Source organism: Streptomyces oceani (assembly GCF_001751245.1).
Classification (GTDB): domain Bacteria; phylum Actinomycetota; class Actinomycetes; order Streptomycetales; family Streptomycetaceae; genus Streptomyces; species Streptomyces oceani.
Genome location: NZ_LJGU01000127.1, coordinates 1 through 17,905, shown reverse-complemented (window position 1 = coordinate 17,905; position 17,905 = coordinate 1). Strand labels below are relative to the sequence as shown.

15 protein-coding genes, 1 tRNA gene and 2 pseudogenes are annotated in these 17,905 nt (G+C 71.5%); 9 read left to right on the top strand and 9 right to left on the bottom strand.

Features of this window, described 5'->3' with window-relative positions; all coding sequences use genetic code 11:
* Positions 1 to 26: 26 nt before the first annotated feature.
* A complete protein-coding gene (locus AN216_RS13720; protein WP_070197278.1) occupies positions 27 to 245 on the bottom strand; it encodes an FmdB family zinc ribbon protein in 219 nt (72 codons plus the stop codon).
* A gap of 122 nt (positions 246 to 367) precedes the next feature.
* On the bottom strand, positions 368 to 1,624 hold the full coding sequence (locus tag AN216_RS13715) for a hypothetical protein (RefSeq protein ID WP_070196962.1): 1,257 nt from the start codon (positions 1,622 to 1,624) through the stop codon (positions 368 to 370).
* A gap of 186 nt (positions 1,625 to 1,810) precedes the next feature.
* Between AN216_RS13715 and AN216_RS13710 the strand changes: the two genes are divergently transcribed.
* A tRNA-Val gene (locus AN216_RS13710) sits at positions 1,811 to 1,885 on the top strand.
* 266 nt (positions 1,886 to 2,151) lie between these two features.
* On the opposite strand, the gene AN216_RS13705 is transcribed toward AN216_RS13710, so the two are convergent.
* Positions 2,152 to 3,018, bottom strand: coding sequence for a GH25 family lysozyme (locus AN216_RS13705; protein ID WP_070196961.1), 867 nt, complete (start codon positions 3,016 to 3,018; stop codon positions 2,152 to 2,154).
* A 248-nt stretch (positions 3,019 to 3,266) separates the two neighbouring features.
* A complete protein-coding gene (locus AN216_RS13700) occupies positions 3,267 to 3,905 on the bottom strand; it encodes a DedA family protein (RefSeq protein WP_070196960.1) in 639 nt (212 codons plus the stop codon).
* 246 nt (positions 3,906 to 4,151) lie between these two features.
* Here AN216_RS13700 and AN216_RS13695 point away from each other — a divergent pair, with 246 nt between their 5' ends.
* Positions 4,152 to 4,805 (top strand): superoxide dismutase family protein, encoded by a 654-nt coding sequence (locus tag AN216_RS13695; protein WP_070196959.1) that lies wholly within the window; start codon positions 4,152 to 4,154, stop codon positions 4,803 to 4,805.
* A gap of 119 nt (positions 4,806 to 4,924) precedes the next feature.
* On the opposite strand, the gene AN216_RS13690 is transcribed toward AN216_RS13695, so the two are convergent.
* Together AN216_RS13690 and AN216_RS13685 are read right to left on the bottom strand one after the other, a co-directional pair.
* Entirely contained in the window at positions 4,925 to 6,637 is a 1,713-nt protein-coding gene (locus tag AN216_RS13690) for an alkaline phosphatase D family protein (protein WP_070196958.1), read from the bottom strand.
* Between the two features lie 129 nt (positions 6,638 to 6,766).
* Complete coding sequence (locus AN216_RS13685) at positions 6,767 to 7,426, bottom strand: HNH endonuclease family protein (RefSeq protein ID WP_070196957.1); 660 nt, start codon at positions 7,424 to 7,426, stop codon at positions 6,767 to 6,769.
* Positions 7,427 to 8,037: 611 nt separating this feature from the next.
* On the opposite strand from AN216_RS13685, the gene AN216_RS13680 reads away from it, so the two are divergent.
* Positions 8,038 to 8,622 carry a TMEM165/GDT1 family protein gene (locus AN216_RS13680; RefSeq protein ID WP_070196956.1) on the top strand — a complete coding sequence of 195 codons (585 nt, stop codon included), beginning with the start codon at positions 8,038 to 8,040 and terminating at the stop codon, positions 8,620 to 8,622.
* A gap of 32 nt (positions 8,623 to 8,654) precedes the next feature.
* Here AN216_RS13680 and AN216_RS13675 read toward each other — a convergent pair whose 3' ends face one another.
* Complete coding sequence (locus AN216_RS13675) at positions 8,655 to 9,341, bottom strand: HAD-IA family hydrolase (RefSeq protein ID WP_070196955.1); 687 nt, start codon at positions 9,339 to 9,341, stop codon at positions 8,655 to 8,657.
* 332 nt (positions 9,342 to 9,673) lie between these two features.
* Between AN216_RS13675 and AN216_RS13670 the strand changes: the two genes are divergently transcribed.
* From AN216_RS13670 to AN216_RS13650, 6 genes and pseudogenes are all read left to right on the top strand, one after another.
* The gene (locus AN216_RS13670) at positions 9,674 to 10,309 is read left to right on the top strand and encodes a TetR/AcrR family transcriptional regulator (protein ID WP_070196954.1); all 636 of its coding nucleotides are present in this window, start codon (positions 9,674 to 9,676) and stop codon (positions 10,307 to 10,309) included.
* A gap of 157 nt (positions 10,310 to 10,466) precedes the next feature.
* The gene (locus AN216_RS13665; protein WP_139140920.1) at positions 10,467 to 10,925 is read left to right on the top strand and encodes a hypothetical protein; all 459 of its coding nucleotides are present in this window, start codon (positions 10,467 to 10,469) and stop codon (positions 10,923 to 10,925) included.
* Between the two features lie 505 nt (positions 10,926 to 11,430).
* Positions 11,431 to 13,257, top strand: a pseudogene (locus AN216_RS13660) (bifunctional glycosyltransferase 87/phosphatase PAP2 family protein); the annotation flags it as partial.
* Between the two features lie 169 nt (positions 13,258 to 13,426).
* Positions 13,427 to 14,278: pseudogene (locus AN216_RS28220) on the top strand (phosphatase PAP2 family protein); the annotation flags it as partial.
* Positions 14,253 to 14,441, top strand: a complete 189-nt coding sequence (locus tag AN216_RS29240; RefSeq protein ID WP_170843120.1) for a hypothetical protein — start codon at positions 14,253 to 14,255, stop codon at positions 14,439 to 14,441. The pseudogene AN216_RS28220 and the gene AN216_RS29240, both read left to right, overlap by 26 nt.
* A 229-nt stretch (positions 14,442 to 14,670) precedes the next feature.
* Positions 14,671 to 15,957, top strand: coding sequence for an MFS transporter (locus AN216_RS13650; protein ID WP_079166569.1), 1,287 nt, complete (start codon positions 14,671 to 14,673; stop codon positions 15,955 to 15,957).
* A gap of 117 nt (positions 15,958 to 16,074) precedes the next feature.
* Here AN216_RS13650 and AN216_RS13645 read toward each other — a convergent pair whose 3' ends face one another.
* Together AN216_RS13645 and AN216_RS13640 are read right to left on the bottom strand one after the other, a co-directional pair.
* Positions 16,075 to 16,941, bottom strand: a complete 867-nt coding sequence (locus AN216_RS13645) for an ECF transporter S component (RefSeq protein ID WP_244502455.1) — start codon at positions 16,939 to 16,941, stop codon at positions 16,075 to 16,077.
* A gap of 35 nt (positions 16,942 to 16,976) precedes the next feature.
* A partial coding sequence (locus AN216_RS13640) for an ATP-binding cassette domain-containing protein (RefSeq protein ID WP_139140919.1) occupies positions 16,977 to 17,905 on the bottom strand: 929 nt, incomplete at its 5' end.

Below are 17,905 nucleotides of genomic sequence, written 5' to 3'. Positions count from 1 at the left end.
CATGTCTGTCGGTCGCGGGCCCGACGTCAGCCGCAGCAGCCCCCACCGCAGCAGCCCCCACCACCACCGGCTGGCGCAGAGGAGGCGGCCGAGCCCGCCGCGCCGCTCACGGCGACGGTGGAGAGCAGCTTGACGGTGCCCTGGTGCCCTTCCGGACAGTCGGCGGGCGCGCTCGCCTCGCTCATCGGGCGGCTGACCTCGAAGTCGCTGCCGCACTCCCGGCAGCGGTACTCGTATCGCGGCATGACCGAAGCATAGCCGCGCCGCGGTCCCCACCCGAGCGCCCGCCGTACGGTGGTCCGCGGCTCCACGGGAGCGCCCGCAGCTACCGGCCGCCGGGACAGCACCGCATGGGCGGCGGCGCCGGTCAGGAGCCGCCGCCGCGCTCCCGGCGGATCATGTCCACCACTTCCTGCACGGTCTCGCGTACGGAGTCCAGCTCCATCAGGAAGTGCCAGTAGTCCGGGTGCCGGCCGGTCAGTCCCGCGACGGCCCGGTCCACCCGCTCCACCGACTGGTCCAGCGGATTCGCGTGCCGGGGGTCCGGGGTGCTGCGGCCCGCCATCGCCAGTCGCTGGGCGTCCCGGATGGCGAACCGGGCTCGTTCCACCTCGGGCTTCTCGTCGAAGCTGACCTCGTTCAGCCGCTGCAGTCGGTCGCCGGCCGCCTTGATCGCCTCGTCCGTGGTGTTCAGCAGAGCCCGCACGGTCGACAACAGGGCCGTGGCGTCCGGCCAGCGCTGTTCGTCGCGCGCCCGTTGCGCCTCCTGGAGCTTCTGCTCGGCCTGCCGCACGGCTCGTACGGCCTCGTCCGGCACCTGCTGGAGGTCCTCCCAGCAGGCGGCGCTGAACCTCCGCCGCAGCTCGCTGAGCACCGGTTCGACCTTGCCGGACCGGGTGTCCAGCGCCTGTGCCCTCGTACGCAGCGAGCTGAGCCGCTTGTCCGTCTCCGCGGCGGTCTCGGGCAGCCGTGCGGCGGCACCGCGGATCGCCTCGGCCTCCCGTGCGACATGCGCGGCGCGTTGCAGCGTGTCCCGTACGCCGTGCTGGCCCGCGCCCTCGTTCAGCTTGGTCAGCTCCGGGGAGAGGGTCGCCAGCCGGGCGGCCAGGTCGTCGGCGGTGAGTCCGGAAGCCCGGGCGGTGTCCAGGGCGTTGGACGCCTCGAGCAGTCCCTGCCGGCCCCGCTCTACCGCCGGCGCCAGCTGGGCCAGCTGCGTCTCGGCTTGTTCCAGCAGGCGTCCCAGGCCGTGCTCGAACCGCTCCAGCTCGGACTTCGTGCGCTTGAGCTGGTCGGTGACCCGGTTCAGTTCGGCGCGTGCCCCGGAGGCGGCTCCGGAGTCGAGGTCGTCCCGGTCCAGGTCGTGCGCGTCGACGGCGGTGATGTACTCGTGGCTCACCTGGTCGATGCGACTGCCCAGGGCTTCGAAGTCCTGCACCGCCTTGCGCGCCGCCGGGGAGTTCTCGACCGCGGTGATCGTCTCTATGGAGATGCGCAGTCCGCGCTGGGCGGTGTCCAGGTCGTAGAAGGCGGCTGCTGCGGCGTCCTTCGCGGCCTGTGCGTCGGCCCGCAAGCTCTCGGCACGGCCGCTGCCCCATCCCCATCGGCGCGCACCGCCGCCGTTCATCGCCACGTGACCTCTCCCCGTGAGCCGCCGCTGATTCCGTTCATTCTCCCACCCGGGTACAACGAACACAGGGGCCGTTCCGTTCACCCTCGGTGCGGCCGTGTCTCAGCCGTGCCGCTTCGGAGTCCGGGAACGGCGATTGGGTCCGCCGACAGCGACGGGGTAGGCTGTGGCGTCACCACATCCGGGCGCATAGCTCAGCGGTAGAGCGCTGCCCTTACAAGGCAGATGTCACTGGTTCGATCCCAGTTGCGCCCACCAGCGTCCCGTACGGACGAAGGCCCAGGCCATCCGGCGCGAAGCCGGAAGCCTGGGCCTTGTGCGTCGCCCGGCGAGGCGTGTCCGCGCGGGCTGTCGTGGTGCTCTCCGCGCGGTGACGCCCCCTCCGACCGAGCCACACGCCAGCTCGTGGCCGAAGGGGGCTGGGTCACCAAGCGTCCACCGGAGGGCCACGGGTTCGGCGTGGTCCGTACGTCAGCTGGGGCGCCTGGACGCACCGGCGTGGACCCGCGCGGCGTCAGCGTCGATCAGGTGTTGTTGGCCAGGGCGAGCAGCCGGTCCATGGAACCGTTGAAGTTGTTCCGGTCGACGTCCCCGGAAATGCCGCTGACCGAGCCCTTGGCTGTGTACTGCCACACCGTCCAGGTGGGGAAGCCCGCCGGGATGGTGGGGCTGCCGGTGGTCCAGTGGGCCACCCACAGCGGGGACTTGTCCGCCATGCCGGTCCAGCTGTTGGTGCAGGCGTTCCACCAGCTGGCGGTCGTGTAGATGACCATGTCGCGGCCGGTGCGCTCCTTGTACGTGGTGTAGAAGTCGTTGATCCAGGAGCGCATCTGCGACGCGGACTTGCCGTAGCACTGCGAGCCGTACGGGTTGGTCTCGATGTCCAGCACCCCGGGAAGGGTCTGGTCGTCCCGTGACCAGGCTCCGCCGTTGTCGACGAAGTAGTTCGCCTGCGCCGCGCCGCTGGAGGTGTCGGGGCGGGCGAAGTGGTAAGCGCCGCGGATCAGGCCGGCCTTGTGGGAGTTGGGGTAGTTCGAGTTGAAGCTCGGGTCCTTGTAGCCGGTTCCCTCGGTCGCCTTCATCCAGGCGAAGTCGATGCCGGCGTTCTTGACCGAACCCCAGTTGATGGACCCCTGCCAGTGCGACACGTCGATGCCGGCGGGGCCGGCGGCCCGCTTGGTGCTGTCCTGGTCCGCGCCCGGACCCTTCGGCGCACTCCAGCCCATGAAGGCTTCGCCTTCCTTGATCTTGTCGCCGGGCTGTGGCTGGTCGGCGGCCGAAGCGGTGCCCCCACTGGTCAGCAGCAGCGCCATGGCGGCGCTCAGGGCACCGGCGGCGGCAACCGCCCGGCGCCGGCCGGCGAGTGGACCGAGGGGTCTGAGGGAGTGCATCACGTACCTCCAGGCAGATGTGTGGGGCCAGTGGGGCCTGCGTGGAACATGTGTCCCGTTGACGGGAACACGTCACAAGTAAGGCATGTGTGTGGAGAGGCGTAAAGAGACTTCCCTCCGACCTATGGTCTAGTCCACACATGGGGTACTTGAGCAGGGAGGACGTGCCATCTGTCGGGAAAACTTTCAGTACGCCGGGACTGTGACAGTCTCTCCCGCTGACACTCAGGACCGCTGAATCCCCGTGTTCAGGGAGTGTCGCCCGGCGCGGTCGCGGCGACCGGTCGGCGCCGTATGAAGTACGCCGCGAACCAGCCGGCCGCGAAGAGGGCGAGCAGGGAGACGGCCGTGCCCACCCACGCGGTGTCCAACCACTGACTGCCGAGGTAGCCGAGGCTCACGGTGTACGCGGCCCAGCACACTCCCGCGAGGGCCGACCACGGCACGAAGTCCTTCGCCCGACGATGCGCCGCACCCGCCGTCAGGCTGACGACCGAACGGCCGGCGGGCGCGAACCGGGCGAGCACCACCAGCGTGCCGCCGCCGCGCACGAGGGCGTGCCCGAGGCGGTCATGAGCGGACGTCAGACGACGGGAGCGCGCGATAGCCCGACGGAGTCGGGGGCCACCGCGCCAGGCGAGCTGATAGACCGCCAGGTCGCCCAGGAAGGAGGCCAGCGCCGTGCAGGAGACAAGGCCGAGCATCTCGACGAAGTGCGTGCCGGACTGCGCCGCTTCGGCTGCTGTCGTCCCGGCCACGGCCGCGGCGGCGGCGATGACCAGCACCCCGCTGGGCAACACCGGCAGGAAGACGTCGAGAAGCACCGAAAGTGTGATCAGGCCATAGATCCATGGGGTGCCGACCGCCCACCCCAGGAGTTCCGGCACGCTGATTCCCCGTTCGCTCGCTACAGCCAGCCGCTTACCGCCGTCCAGCCTACGCGGAGGTACCTCGCACGGAGCGTCCGGGGCGGTGCGGCGGGCCGTGCGGCACGATCGCGCGGGGGCTGGGATAGGCATGCACTCGGCTGTTCCGCCGACGCACCACCGGGCCAGGCGGAGGGAGCCGGCACGAGGTTCTCCCACGCATCGCGGGAGTCCCGGAACCGGTCGCGACGGACTAATGAGGAGCGAATGGCTGTGCGGAGTGGATTCACCTTGACGACCGTGGTCACGGCGGCCTTGCTGCTGTCCCTGACCGGAGTCGCCTCAGGGACCGACACCGGCGGGAGTACGGACGGCGGCGGCGATCGTGGCGGCGGTCGGCACCACGGCGCCGACTACCGGCTGCGTGCGAGTGGGGAGTTCGGACCGGCCGGAGCCGACGGCAAGGCGGTCACCTACGACGAGCGGCTGGTGCCGCACGGAGCCGGTGTCAAGGTGACGCAGCGCGCGGACCGGGACGGGATGTCGGTGGCCGTGCGAGTGCGCGGGGTCGCGGCGGACCACACCTTCGGCGTGCACGTGCACACCGGCGTCTGCACGGCGGACCCGGACGCCGCAGGACCGCACTACCAGAACGTACGGGACCCGGAACCACCGTCCACGGACCCGGAGTACGCCAATCCGCGCAACGAGGTGTGGCTCGACTTCACCTCGGACGACGACGGCACCGCGCGCTCCGCCGCCTGGCACCCCTGGCAGTTCCGGCCGGGCGAGGCCCGCTCGGTCGTGCTGCACGAGCGGGCGACCAGCAGCGAGCCGGGCGAGGCGGGCATGGCGGGTGAGCGAGTGGCCTGCTTCACCGTGCCGTTCATGGGTGGCGAGGCGGCGTCCGGCGGGGCGTGAGCCGGTTCGGACGCGGTCGCCGGACGCGTCACCCCTAAGGAAGTCCACGTCCCGACGTCCCTCCCGTACGAGCGGCTCGTACGGGAGGGACGGGCTGACTGGCGACGGGCGCGCCGGGATCAGTCACGCACCGGACCACCCGACGGGGACAGGGCGCGCTCGAGAATCCGGGCCAGTCGGACGCCGCGTGCCGTGGCCTTCGCTCGGGTCATGCCGAGCCGGGCCGAACGGCCGTGGGTCGTAAGGGTCATCAGGTGGTTGCCGAACCACGGACCGCCGGTCAGCCGCCAGTTGATCGGCGGCCTGCCCGCACGGCCGTGCCGGGCCAGCGCACGCCCCAGCAGTCGGCCCGCGCCGCTCCAGCCGAAACGGAAGCCGACCCGGATGAACGCCGGGATGCTGTTGTGCATCGGGGAGCAGGTCAATTGCAGGACGCGGGAGCGCAATTCGGGCGGCGTGCCCGGAGTGCCGGCGACGTCGGGGGTGTTCGCGGGGAGCCGGGTGAGGTCCGGTTCGGCGACGTAGGCGTGGTGCACGTCCCCGGAGAGCACGCAGAGCGTCGCGGGGGCCTCCGCGCCCGTGCCGACCTCTCGGATCAGCTCGGTCAGCGAGTCGAACGAGGAGGGGAACGCCGCCCAGTGCTCCAGGTCAGCGGCCCGTCGCACCTTCTCGCCCAACCGGGCCCACCGCGGTCCGCGGCTACCGGCGCAGAGGGCGGCGTTCCACGTCTCGGCGTCATGGATGGCGGGCGGCAGCAGCCAGGGCAGTGAGGAGCCTATGAGCAGGTGGTCGTACTCCTCGCGCGCGGTGAGCGCCTGCTCCCGCAACCACTTCAGCTCGTCGTCGTCCAGCATGGCGCGGTGTTCCTCGGACAGCACCCGGGCGGCCCGGGTGTCGGCCATCAGCAGCCGCACCCGACCGAAGTCCCGGCGGAAGCTCCAGCGCGCGGTCTCCGGCTCGGTGTCCGCGCGCTCCGCGAACTCCCGCAGCAGCTCGGTGCCGTCCTCAGCCGACCGTACGGCCGTGAACAGCGGGTCCTCGGCCAGCTCTCCCGGCGAGAGGTTTCCCAGGTGCTGGTAGACCCAGTACGAGGTGAGGCCGCCTAGGATGCGTTCCCGCCACCAGTTGGTGGCACGGATGTCCCGCTGCCAGGCGGCGCTGGTGTTCCAGTCGTCGATCACGTCGTGGTCGTCGAAGATCATGCAACTGGGCACGGTGGACAACAGCCAGCGGACGTGGGGCGCGAGCCAGGACTCGTAATAGAGCGAGGTGTACTCCTCGTAGTCCGCGACCTGGTCCCAGGGCGGCTCGCTCAGGTCTCGGCGCTCGGCCAGCTCCGCGCGCACCTTTTCGGAGGTCTCGTCCGCGTACACCTGGTCGCCCAGCAGCAGGAGTACGTCCGGCAGCGTGCCGCCGGCGAAGGCGCTCCGGGCGAGGGCGTCGAGCGCGTCCGGCCCCATAGCGTCGTGGTGGCTGTCGGCCGGGCGGGCCGCCCACCGGCAGGAGCCGAACGCCAGCCGCAGCTCGCCCCGGCCGTCCGGCTGCGGGGTGCGGATGACGCTGGGCGGCAGGTCGGAATCGGAGTCGGGCAACGGCCAGACCTCCGTGCCGTCCAGCAGCACGCGGTACGGCGTCTCGGTGCCGGGCTCCAGGCCGACGACGGTGATCAGGGCGTAGTGGTGGCCGGAGACCCGCCAGCTGCGGGCCGTGCCGCCGGCGGCGGAACCCTCGCAGCGCACCTCCGCCTCACAGGGGCCGTCGGTCTCCACCCACACGGTCGCGGTGTCCTCGTCCACGTACCGCAGCAGCGGGCCCAGTCGCAGTGCCGCCATCGGGTCCTCCCTCCATCGTCCGCAACCGTACGAAACGACGGAGGGCAGCCGGTAGTTTCCGGCTGACCGGCATACGTGACGCGGGGGACGGTACGGGCGACCGTCCCCCGCGTCACGCGCGCGGCTGGCTCAGCAGCCGGAGAGCACGCCCTCCAGCGCGCCCTTCTCCGCCGAGTCGACCGTCATGTCGTAGGTGTGCTTGACCCACACCCAGCTCTGGGCGTACGTGCAGTGGTAGCTCTCGCTCGGCGGCATCCAGTCGGCCGGGTCCTGGTCGCTCTTGGACTGGTTGACGTTGTCGGTGACCGCGAGCAGCTGGGCCACCTCGAGGTCGTTGGCCAGGCCCTCGCGCTCGTCCTGGGTCCAGTCGGCGGCACCGGAACGCCATGCCTCGGCGAGCGGGATCATGTGGTCGATGTCCACGTCGCTGGGGTCGGACCAGGTCTCGCCGTCGTACGGGCTCTCCCAGCTGCCGCTGGTCGGATAGCAGTCGCTGCCGGTCTCCACGCCCTCGCCGTCCCGCTTGAGGATGGCTTCGCGGGTGTCGCAGCTGTCGCCCTGGTCGCTCCAGTGCGGGAACTTGTCGCGGTCGTAGCCGTCCATGGAGCCCTCGGACTCCTCGGTCAGCTCGCCGAGCATGGTGCGGGCCTCCTCGGCGTTGGGCGGCGTGGGGGGTGCCGCCTGTGCGGAGCCGTTGGTGAGCACCATGGCCGTACAGATCGCGAGAAACACCGCGGCGGCGGCCAAAAGGGCCGGACGACGCGCGTAGACCTTGCGTATGCCGTGCATACGAACTCCCTCGTTCGGTGGGGGCACTTGAGGGCACACTCTCGAGCCGCCGGATGCCCGTCCAGCGGCCGACAGGTAACAGGGTGACGACGTGTGCACGTCACTTCAAGGCCCCGGGAGTGGGCAGCCTGGGGAGCTTTCCGGTCTTTGGTACATAGCGGACGCATGGTGGGCGCATGACCGTGGGATCCGCACTCCGTGGTGGTGCTCGCTCGGGGCGTCTGGCCTGGTCATCCATGATTTGCCGAGGTCTGTCATGCTTTGGCGTGATTGTCTGGGCGTCGAGTTGACCGGTGACGCGGTCGAGTGTCAGCGCCCGCGCCCGTACGGGTCCTGTCGGATGCCCGGCATCGGCTGGCCGTCGGGCCGCCGCATCGCGTAGCCTGGGCGCGTCTGAAGGGGAGTAGCTCCTCGCCGGACCGTCGACACACTGGGCGGCCTCGCCGCCCCGGCGCCCGGAACACGTGCGTGGCTCGGTCATCCAGCGACCCGCAGGTGTCAGCGAGACCTTCGGCCGCAGTGTCCGCCTGTCGTGACGCTGCCGTGCCGAAGCGTGCGCGTGCTCCCGCGAACTCCTCCGGCGCGGCGGCCCGTACTCCTGGGGAACAACCGTGTTCAGTATCTCCGTCGCCGCCATCACCTTCGGCGTCGTCTTCCTCGCCGAACTCCCCGACAAGACGGCCCTCGCCGGGTTGGTGCTCGGCACCCGCTACCGCGCCTCGTACGTCTTCGTGGGCGTCGCCGCCGCCTTCCTAGTGCATGTGGCGCTCGCGATCGCGGCCGGCAGCCTCCTCTCACTGCTCCCCCGGCAGCTCCTGGACGCGCTGGTCGGCGTGCTCTTCCTGGCGGGTGCCGCGGTGCTGTGCTGGAAGAAGGACGAGGAGGCGGACGAGGACGCCAAGTCGCCCTCCGACCAGACCTTCTGGAAGGTCGCGGCGAGTGGCTTCTCGCTGATCCTGGTCGCGGAGTTCGGCGATCTCACGCAGATCATGACGGCCAACCTCGCCGCGTCGTACGAGGACCCGCTCTCGGTGGCCGTCGGCGCGCTGCTCGCGCTCTGGGCAGTGGCCGGCCTGGGCATCCTGGGCGGGCGCACGCTGATGCGCTACGTGCCGCTGAAGCTGATCACCAGGATCGCTGCCGGAGTGATGGCGGCGCTGGGCGCGTACAGCCTGTTCGAGGCAGCAACCGGCTGACCGGCTGTCCGGCTGATCGTGCCCGGGCCGCGTCAACCGCCGTTGGTCGGGGCCTCGGCGCGCAGCCGTACGGAGCCGTCCGGGCGGGCGTCGATCCGCAGGGCCGTCAGATCGGGGACGGCGATCGTGGGCGCGCACTCGGCGGCCCGTGGCCCTACTCCCACGACGGCCATGCCGGCCGCCCTGGCGGCTGCGATGCCCATCGCGGAGTCCTCGAACGCCACGCAGTCCGCCGGCTCGTGGCCCAGTTCGGCGGCGCCCTTCAGGAAGCCCTCCGGGTCGGGTTTGCTCGCGCTCACCGACTCGGCGGTCACCTGAACCAGCGGCATCGTCAGCCCGGCGGCGCCCATGCGGGCCGTGGCGAGACGGACGTCAGCCGAGGTCACCAGGGCGTACGACACCCCGGAGCCGGCCAGGTCGGCGAGGAAGGCCGGTGCGCCCGGCACCGGGACGATCCCGTCCAGGTCCGCCGTCTCGAGGGCCAGCAGCTCGTCGTTCTCCGCCCGGTTGACCTCCGCCGACCGGTCGGGGAGAAGAGCGGCCATGGTGGCGTGTCCCTGCCTGCCGTGCGCTGCTCGCAGCACCTCCGCCGGGTCCATGCCATGCCTCGCGGCCCAGCCGCGCCACACGCGTTCGACGACCGCGTCCGAGTTGACCAGCGTGCCGTCCATGTCCAACAGCACGGCCCGGAACGGGCCTACCGTCTCTGAGCTGCGCATGTGTCCTCTTCGGGGGTGGTGTGGCGTACGAGATGCAAGGGCGGGGGCTGGGCTCCCGGACTTGCACGCACAAAGTCGGCTCCGCCCGCCGGTCAGGGACGCCCCTCTCGTCAGGTGAGGGGCTCGGACGGAGCCACTTTGTTCCCTCAACGTACAAAACAACCGCCCGGTACGCCAGCGCGCCTCTTCGGGCGCGTCAGTCCGGGCTGCCGGCCGCACGTTGACGTCCCTCCGGGACGTGAGCCGAAGGGCCCGCCGGGCGCGAGAAGTTGATAACGCCGTCGTGGGGGTTTTGAGGTGGCGCGGTGAACGAGACTGCTATCGTTGGTCGTATGGCTAATTCCGGGGGTCATCCCAAGGTCTCCCCTCGCGGCCAGCGGCGACGTGAGCAACTGGTGGAAGCGGGTGTCGAACTACTGGCGGAAGGTGGCTGGCCAGCGGTGACCACCCGGGCCGTCGCTGATCGCGCCGGCGCCAACCAGGGCCTGCTGCACTACCACTGGGGCGGACTGCCGCGGTTCCGGGAGGCCGTGGTCCAGCGCGCCGCCTCCGCCGTCTTCGGCGCCTTCGCGGACCAACTGGTCGCGTCCCACAGCGTGGAGGACGCCCTGGCCAGACTGCCGGGGCTGTTGCAACTGCCGGAGGGCGACCTCGTCGGTCGGTTGTCCGTCGAACTCCTGGCGGGCGCCGCCCGGGACCCCGAACTGGGCGCGCTGATCAAGGACTATCTGGCCCGGGCGCGTACGGAGACCGCGGACTGGTTGGCGCGGCACCGTCCCGACGATCCTCCCGGCACCGGGACCCTGCTGATCGCCCTGCTCGACGGGTTGTACCTGCACAGCCTCCTGGACCCCGAGGTGAGCGTCGGGCAGGCTCTGGAGGCGCTCAACGCCCTGGTGTTGGGCCAGAAGGCCACTCCGGTGTCACCCGACCCGGCCACGGCGCGGGAGGCCGACCCTGAGGGCTGAGGGCGCCGGAGGACCGCCGTCGGCCGAGAAGCCCGACTGGCTCTTCGGCGCCGGCGCCTCGGCGTGGGAGAAGACGCTCGCCCACACCGCCGCCGCGGTCGGCTGCGGGCTGTTCGCATGGGGCGTTGACGGTGCGGACTGGGCCTGGTGGCAGTGGTTGTTGGGACTCGCGCTGGTGTGGGATTTGGCCGGGGGAGTGGTGGCGAACAGCCTGGACTCCGCGAAGCGCTTCTACCATCGGCCGCTGCCCGCGCCCTCCGGGGCACTCGCCCGCTGCCTGCACCACCCGGTCGGGTTCGCGGCAGCGCATGTACAACCGATCCTCGTCGGACTGCTGTTCGGCGGCCCCTGGTGGTGGGGCCTGGTGTGGTATGCGGCCGCGCTGGCCGGTGTGCTCGCGGTGACCGGCGTGCGCCGCCTTCCGGAGGTGCCGGACCGGCTCCAACGGCCCCTGGCCATGGGCCTGGTGGGTACGGGTGTGCTGGCGGCGCCGCTGCTGTCCGCGCCCGAGGGCTTCGGCTGGCTGCCCGCGGTGCTGCTCCTGAAGCTGGTCGGCGCGCACGCCGTGCCCGAAACCGCCGCCGTCGAACCGGACTCCGCCAGGCCCTCGGCGTAGGGACCCGCGCCGTCCTCGCGCGTCGGTTTCTTCCGTCGGCGCCTCCCCGCCGGTACGGGCAGCGGCGGCGGGCGCCGCCGATCTCCACGGGATCGCAACCGGATACGGGACAGCGGCGTCGTACGTGGCGGGGCGGCCGATGCCGATAGGGTATTCCGGCGGCTGCTCGCCAGGCCGGACCACATGGGGCCGCCCCGGCGGCGACGTGCCTACGCGGCCGGGCTCGCGGGCGCCACGCTCGAGCTCGGTGGCCCGGACGGCCCGAGCACCGGTTCCACGACGGCCCCGGCGGACGGGCGTCGCCTGGCCGGATCAGGTGGTCGGTGGCTGTCCCGCGTCCGACCACCTGGATGATGGTGCGAGAAGGAACGGCGAAGCGAACGGGAGACGGGGGAACGTGACGGCCAAGACGCCCGAGGAGCGGGCAGCGGGGGAGGGCGCCGGCTCGACTCGCGCGCCACTGGTGCAGCAGGGCCTGCTCCAGGGCCTGGGTTCCCGGGGCGGCATGGCGCTGGTCGCGCTCTGGCTGCTCGCGGGCGCGCTCGCGACGCGTCAGGCGGCGGCCGTACTCCGCCAACCCTCCGACGAGCGACTGACCGACCTGCTCGGTTGGCTGGGCGACAACGGCGCGTTGCTTTCGCCTGGTTCCCTCTACGACGCGACCAATCCCTTCACCGGCACGCCGTTCGCCGGGATGGTGCTCAAGCCACTCGCTCGTACCGTCGAGCAGGGGCTCGGGGTGGTTTGGACCTTTGGCACCCTGCTGCTGGTCGTGGCGGTCGGACTGATCGCCGTACGGTCCCTGCCCGGGCTGCTGACCAGGCGGGGCGCGCTGTTCGCCGTGCCGGTGGCGCTGAGCCTGTTGGTGCTGTCGCTGCCCGTGCGCAGCACCTTCACCCTGGGCCAGACCGGCATCCTGCCGGTGCTGCTGGTGCTCGTCGGATGGCTCGGGTTGCGGCGCGGGGCCGGCGAGGACGGCCGTCTCGGCGGCGCGCTGATCGGCCTGGCCGCCGCGCTCCAGCCGGGCGTGCTGCTCTTCCTCCCGCTGCTGTGGTTCACCGGGCGGCGCTCCGGCGCGGTGACCGCGGGCGCGACCTTCGCCACCGGCACGATCTTGGCCTGGCTGGCGTCCCCAGGCGACTCGTGGACGTACTGGGTGCACCACATAGCGGGAGTGGGCCTCGGCGAACCGTCCGACCACGTGGGCAACCAGTCGCTGCACGGACTGCTGCTCCGCCTCGGGCTGCGCGGCCCGGTGGAGATCGCGCTGCTGCTCGTGCTCGCGGGCCTCGTCTGCTGGTTCGCGTTGCGCCGGGCGGTGTACTACGCGCGGGACGGCCAGCCGCTGCTCGCCGCCGCGCTGGCGGGCTGCGCGGTGGTCGCGATCTCGCCGACGGCCTGGCAGCACCAACAGCTGTGGATTTTGCTGGCGCTGGTCGGCCGGGTGGGGCGGCGTACCGGGGACCGGTTGATGTGGCCGGTGCTGGTGGTGCTCGTGATGACGCTGGAGAGCCGGGCCCTGGTGCCGAACATGCCCGTCATGACCGACATCGGGGCGAACGCCCCACTGATCGCGGCGCTGGCCGCGGCCTGTGCGGTGCCGTTCCTCTCCCGGGACTCGGAGAGTTGGGCGAAACCGGAACCCTCCGGCCCGTTCAGCCGCCCCAACCTCATGCTCGAGCTGCTGCTCGTGCGGGTGGGCTACTTCGGCTACTCGTACGTCCGTGCCCACGCGACCGGCGGACGTGCCACTTCGGAGAGCCACGGCGAGCAGATCCTGGACCTGGAGAGTCTGCTGCGCATCGACTGGGAGTACGGGCTGAACCAGTTCACGGCCCGCACGCCCTGGTTGGAGAGCTTCTGCAACTTCTACTACAGCACCTTCCACTTCCTCATCCCGATCACGCTGCTGGTGGTGTTGTACGTCCGCCGGCCGCGCGACTACCGCAGCGCGCGTACGGCCCTGAGCTTCGCCACCCTGCTGGGCCTGGTCGGCTTCTGGCTCTATCCACTGGCCCCGCCGCGGCTGATGCCGGGCCTGGGCTACATCGACACCGCGCACGGTCCGCAGGACCTGTCCGACCCGGAGTTCGGCGCGCTGACGGAGATGTCCAACCAGTACGCCGCGATGCCCTCGCTGCACGTCGGCTGGTCGTTGTGGTGCGGCGTCGTCATCATCGGGATGACCTCCAAGGTGTGGCTGCGGGCCCTCGGCGTGCTCTATCCGCTGCTCACCACCTTCGTGGTGATGGCGACCGCCAACCACTACCTGCTGGACGCGGTCGCCGGAGTGGCGGTCGTGCTGATCGGCTTCGGCCTCCAGCGGGTGCTTGACCGGCTGCGTGGGTCTGTTCCGAGCGCGGAACGGGCGGCCGTACCGGACGCGGGTACGGACCCGGTGTCACGGCACGGGACGACCGTACGGCCGGGTACCGGGAGCCCCGAAACGGCGGAACCGGCGGACGCCGGGCCGCCGGAAGCGGAGCGGCGACCAACCGTGNCTGGAGAGTCTGCTGCGCATCGACTGGGAGTACGGGCTGAACCAGTTCACGGCCCGCACGCCCTGGTTGGAGAGCTTCTGCAACTTCTACTACAGCACCTTCCACTTCCTCATCCCGATCACGCTGCTGGTGGTGTTGTACGTCCGCCGGCCGCGCGACTACCGCAGCGCGCGTACGGCCCTGAGCTTCGCCACCCTGCTGGGCCTGGTCGGCTTCTGGCTCTATCCACTGGCCCCGCCGCGGCTGATGCCGGGCCTGGGCTACATCGACACCGCGCACGGTCCGCAGGACCTGTCCGACCCGGAGTTCGGCGCGCTGACGGAGATGTCCAACCAGTACGCCGCGATGCCCTCGCTGCACGTCGGCTGGTCGTTGTGGTGCGGCGTCGTCATCATCGGGATGACCTCCAAGGTGTGGCTGCGGGCCCTCGGCGTGCTCTATCCGCTGCTCACCACCTTCGTGGTGATGGCGACCGCCAACCACTACCTGCTGGACGCGGTCGCCGGAGTGGCGGTCGTGCTGATCGGCTTCGGCCTCCAGCGGGTGCTTGACCGGCTGCGTGGGTCTGTTCCGAGCGCGGAACGGGCGGCCGTACCGGACGCGGGTACGGACCCGGTGTCACGGCACGGGACGACCGTACGGCCGGGTACCGGGAGCCCCGAAACGGCGGAACCGGCGGACGCCGGGCCGCCGGAAGCGGAGCGGCGACCAACCGTGCCGAGCCGGCCGGGCGAGGCCGAGCCGGCTGGCACGGCCCGTACGTCCGGTGCGGCCAGCCCGTCCGGTGCGGCCGGCGAACCGAGCGGTACGGCGGCTACTGGCCCTGGTGTTGATCGATCCGCGGCCGGATGACTCCTCGCGCTTCAAGGACGTCCTCACCGGAATCCGTGCGGGCATCAACAACTATCCGCGCCTGTTCGTCATCGCCATCCGCGTCAACGACCGGCTCACGCCCTCCCCTCCGTTTGATCCGCTGACGCTGAGGGCGTGTCGGTGTTCACCACCAGCGTCGTGACGCACACCAGCGTGGCGCTGATCGCCGCCCCTGGCTCTATGCCCTGGCACAGTCGCGCACCCGGAAGTCGTCACCGGACAGGTCCGTACGGGAGTCGGCCCGGCTGCGGAGCTGAACGCGGGCGGCACCGGCCCGGTGGGTCGCGCCCGCTCTCGGCGGCGCGGCCCGGCGTGCGGCGCATGGGAGCCGCGACTTCCCCACCGACTGCCATGACTGCTAGGGGTTTTGTGTGCATGAGGCGGCTTACTTCTCGAAGACCCGAGGTTTGCTGGTCAACCGCACGCTGCGGTGGGTGCTGGTGTCCAGGCTGTTCGGTGAGCTCTACTTCTACTCCACGACGCTCGTGGCCTTCCAGACGGACCGTGGCCTGACCCTCAACCAGGTGTTCCTGCTCGAGTCGGTGATGATGGCCGCCCTGTGGATCTTCGACATCCCGTCGAGCTTGCTCGCCGACAAGCTGGGGCACAAGCGGGTACTGCAGCTCGGGCGCCTGTCGGCGCTCCTCGGCTTCGTCCTGTTCTCGGTCTCCCACGGACTGTGGATGTTCGTGGCGGCCGAAGTGCTCGCCGGCATCGCCATGGCCTGCACCACGGGCACGGAGAGCACGCTCGTCTACGGCAGCCTGCCGACCGGGACGCGGGAAGCCTCCGCCAACCGTGCGTTCGCCCTGCTGTCCACGGCGAGCAGCGCCGGGATGTTCCTCGGCATGTTCACCGGAAGCTTCATCGGTGACCGTTCTCCCGAAGCAGCGGTGTACGCGACACTGGCGCCGATGGCGCTCTCCCTGCTGGCGGTCTGGAGGGTACCGGCGCCGGGACGGCCGCCCACCGGGCGGCCGGAGCACGTCACTCAGGCGGCGGTGCTGCTGCGCTCCGCGGTGCGCACTGTCCGGGAGCAGCCGAGGCTGGCGGCCCTTAGCCTCTTCCAGGCATCCGCGTTCACGGTCGCCAACTCCATCTTCTGGTACAACCAGCTGTACTTCGCCGAAGCGGGTATCCCCGTGTTCTGGTTCGGCCCTCTCATGGCAGGGGCGATCGCGGTGCAGTTCGGTCTGCTGTTGGTGCTGCCCTTCTTCGCCCGCCGCTTCGGCGCGGGATGGGCACTCGCGCTGTCCTGCCTGGTGCCCGGCGTCTGCTTCCTGGGGCTGGCCTGGACTTCGGCCGCCGTCGGCGCGATCTTGCTCATCGCGGGAATCGTTGCCTTTCTGGCCTGGTCCCGTCCGCTGGTCGAGGGCGAACTCAACCGGAACATCGCGGACGGCGCGCGGGCTACCACCCTCTCCGCGCTCGGGCTAGTCGGTGCCCTGGGAGCGATCGCGCTCAACCCGGTGGTCGGGTGGATCGGCGAGTTGGGACTGAGTATCACCGGCATCACGCTGGGAGTCCTGCTGCTCCTCCTCGGACTGGTCGCGCCCCCGCTCCTGCGAACCCGCCCATCACGCCGGGAGGTGCCCGCCGGGGTACCCGGCTCCGAAGCCCGCGAGGCGACACCTGACGCGGCGTCTCCGGGAATGTAGCGCTTCCTGGTCTGCAAACCGGAGCCCGACCCGGTCGCTGCCTCCGGGACGGAGCACGCGGACGCGCACTGAGCCGGGGGGACCGCGCTGGAGCCGGTGTCGGGCAGCCGAGCCGACTCAACCGGTCTCGCGCGGCCCTTCCGTGGCGGCGCCGGCCGGCGGGTCCGTGGCGAACGCCACCGGCGCCTCGAACGCCGCCCGGCGGGTGGCCCGACGCAGCGCCCGGAGGACCGTACCGCCCAGCACCCAGGTCAGGACCACCGTGAGCACCGCACGCGGCAGGTCCCAGCCGAGCGAGGTGGCGAGGACGTACGTCAGGAACCGGGACAGGTTCTCGGCGAGCGGATCGCCCGGCACGAAGGAGACGCCGGTGTCGAGCCCGGCGATGTACGTCCAGCCCTGCAGGTTCATCACGGTGCCGTACAGCACGGACGCGAGTGCGCCGTATCCCGCCAGCAGCAGCAACTCGCGGCGTCCACGCAGGCTGTCCGGTCGCGGCAGCAGGCCGGCGCCCATCGCGACCCAGCCCATGGAGAGCATCTGGAACGGCATCCAGGGTCCGACGCCACCGGTCAGCAGAGCCGAGGCGAACATCGACACGGCACCCAGCACGAAGCCGAACCCGGGCCCCAGCACCCGGCCGGAGAGCACCATCAGGAAGAACATCGGTTCCAGTCCGGCGGTGCCCGCGCCGAGGGGGCGCAGCGCCGCGCCGGCCGCCGCGAGCACGCCGAGCATCGCGATGGCCTTGGCGTCCAGCCCGGTGTCCGCGATCGTCGCCACCACCACCCCGAGCAGCAGCGGGAGCAGGGCCGCGAACAGCCAGGGCGCGTCCTGGGAGTGCGCGAGACCGGAAGCGGAGTCGGCGAGCAGCGGCCATCCGAAGGCCGCCACCCCCACGGCCGAGACCAGCGACAGCGCGGCCACCGAGCGAAAGCCCAGCCGTACGGCGCGCACCTGTCGGTCCACCGGGGGCCTGGGCACGGTTTTGGATCGTCCGCTTCCGGGATTCCGCCGCCTCACTCGACCGCTCCCGTGTCCGTGCCGAGCGCGGCCCGTACCTGCGGCACCGTCAACCAGGGCTCTGGCGCCAGGATCTTGGCCACCTGGGGCGCGAAGGTCGGGGAGGCGGTGACGACCTCGGGTGCCGGGCCGTTCGCGACGACCTCGCCCTCCGCGAGGACGACGACCCGTTGGGTCAGCTCGGCCGCCAACTCGACGTCGTGGGTGGCGAGGATGATCGCGTGCCCCTCGCCGGCCAATTCCCGCAGGATGTCCACCAGCCGCGCCTTGGCGGCGTAGTCCAGACCACGGGTCGGTTCGTCCAGCAGCAGCAGGGGCGGCCGCGCGGTCAGGATCACCGCGAGCGCCAGCGCCAGCCGTTGCCCCTCCGAGAGGTCACGTGGGTGCGTGTCGTCCGGTACGTCCGGCAGCAGCCGGGACACCAGCGCGCGGCAACTGCCCGACGACGCGCCCGCGTCCCGGTCGGCGGCCGTGCACTCGCCGGCGACCGTGTCCGCGTGCAGCAGGTCGCGGGGCTCCTGCGGCACCAGACCGACATGCCGCAGCAGTTCGCCGGGCGGGGTGCGGTGTGGTGCCACGGCGGCCGCGGGTGAGCCGGCCGTCCTCTCCCGCACGGGGGCACGGCGTACGCGGGCGCGCAACCGGCGCACTGGGCGCAGCGGGTCGGCTCGTCCGGCACGGTCCCCCGAGGTGGTGGCCCCGCCCGCTCTGGCTGTTCCCTCGGCCACCGCCCGTTCGCCACCAACCGATTCGTCCGTCCCGGCCGGTTCACTCGTCCCGCCTCCCGAGGCGGCCGGGCCCAGCCGTACGCTGCCGGCGGCGGGTTGGTGCAGCCCGACCAGCGTGTTCAGCAGCGTCGACTTGCCGGCGCCGTTGCGGCCCATCAGCGCCACCGTCTCGCCGGGCCGTACCGTCAGGTCCACCC

Bases quoted from the DNA above. Each gene is read 5' to 3' on its own strand.
- AN216_RS13720 (WP_070197278.1), bottom strand. From the start codon at position 245: ATGCCGCGATACGAGTACCGCTGCCGGGAGTGCGGCAGCGACTTCGAG.
- AN216_RS13715 (WP_070196962.1), bottom strand. From the start codon at position 1,624: ATGAACGGCGGCGGTGCGCGCCGATGGGGATGGGGCAGCGGCCGTGCC.
- AN216_RS13705 (WP_070196961.1), bottom strand. From the start codon at position 3,018: ATGCACTCCCTCAGACCCCTCGGTCCACTCGCCGGCCGGCGCCGGGCG.
- AN216_RS13695 (WP_070196959.1), top strand. From the start codon at position 4,152: ATGGCTGTGCGGAGTGGATTCACCTTGACGACCGTGGTCACGGCGGCC.
- AN216_RS13690 (WP_070196958.1), bottom strand. From the start codon at position 6,637: ATGGCGGCACTGCGACTGGGCCCGCTGCTGCGGTACGTGGACGAGGAC.
- AN216_RS13685 (WP_070196957.1), bottom strand. From the start codon at position 7,426: ATGCACGGCATACGCAAGGTCTACGCGCGTCGTCCGGCCCTTTTGGCC.
- AN216_RS13675 (WP_070196955.1), bottom strand. From the start codon at position 9,341: ATGCGCAGCTCAGAGACGGTAGGCCCGTTCCGGGCCGTGCTGTTGGAC.
- AN216_RS13670 (WP_070196954.1), top strand. From the start codon at position 9,674: ATGGCTAATTCCGGGGGTCATCCCAAGGTCTCCCCTCGCGGCCAGCGG.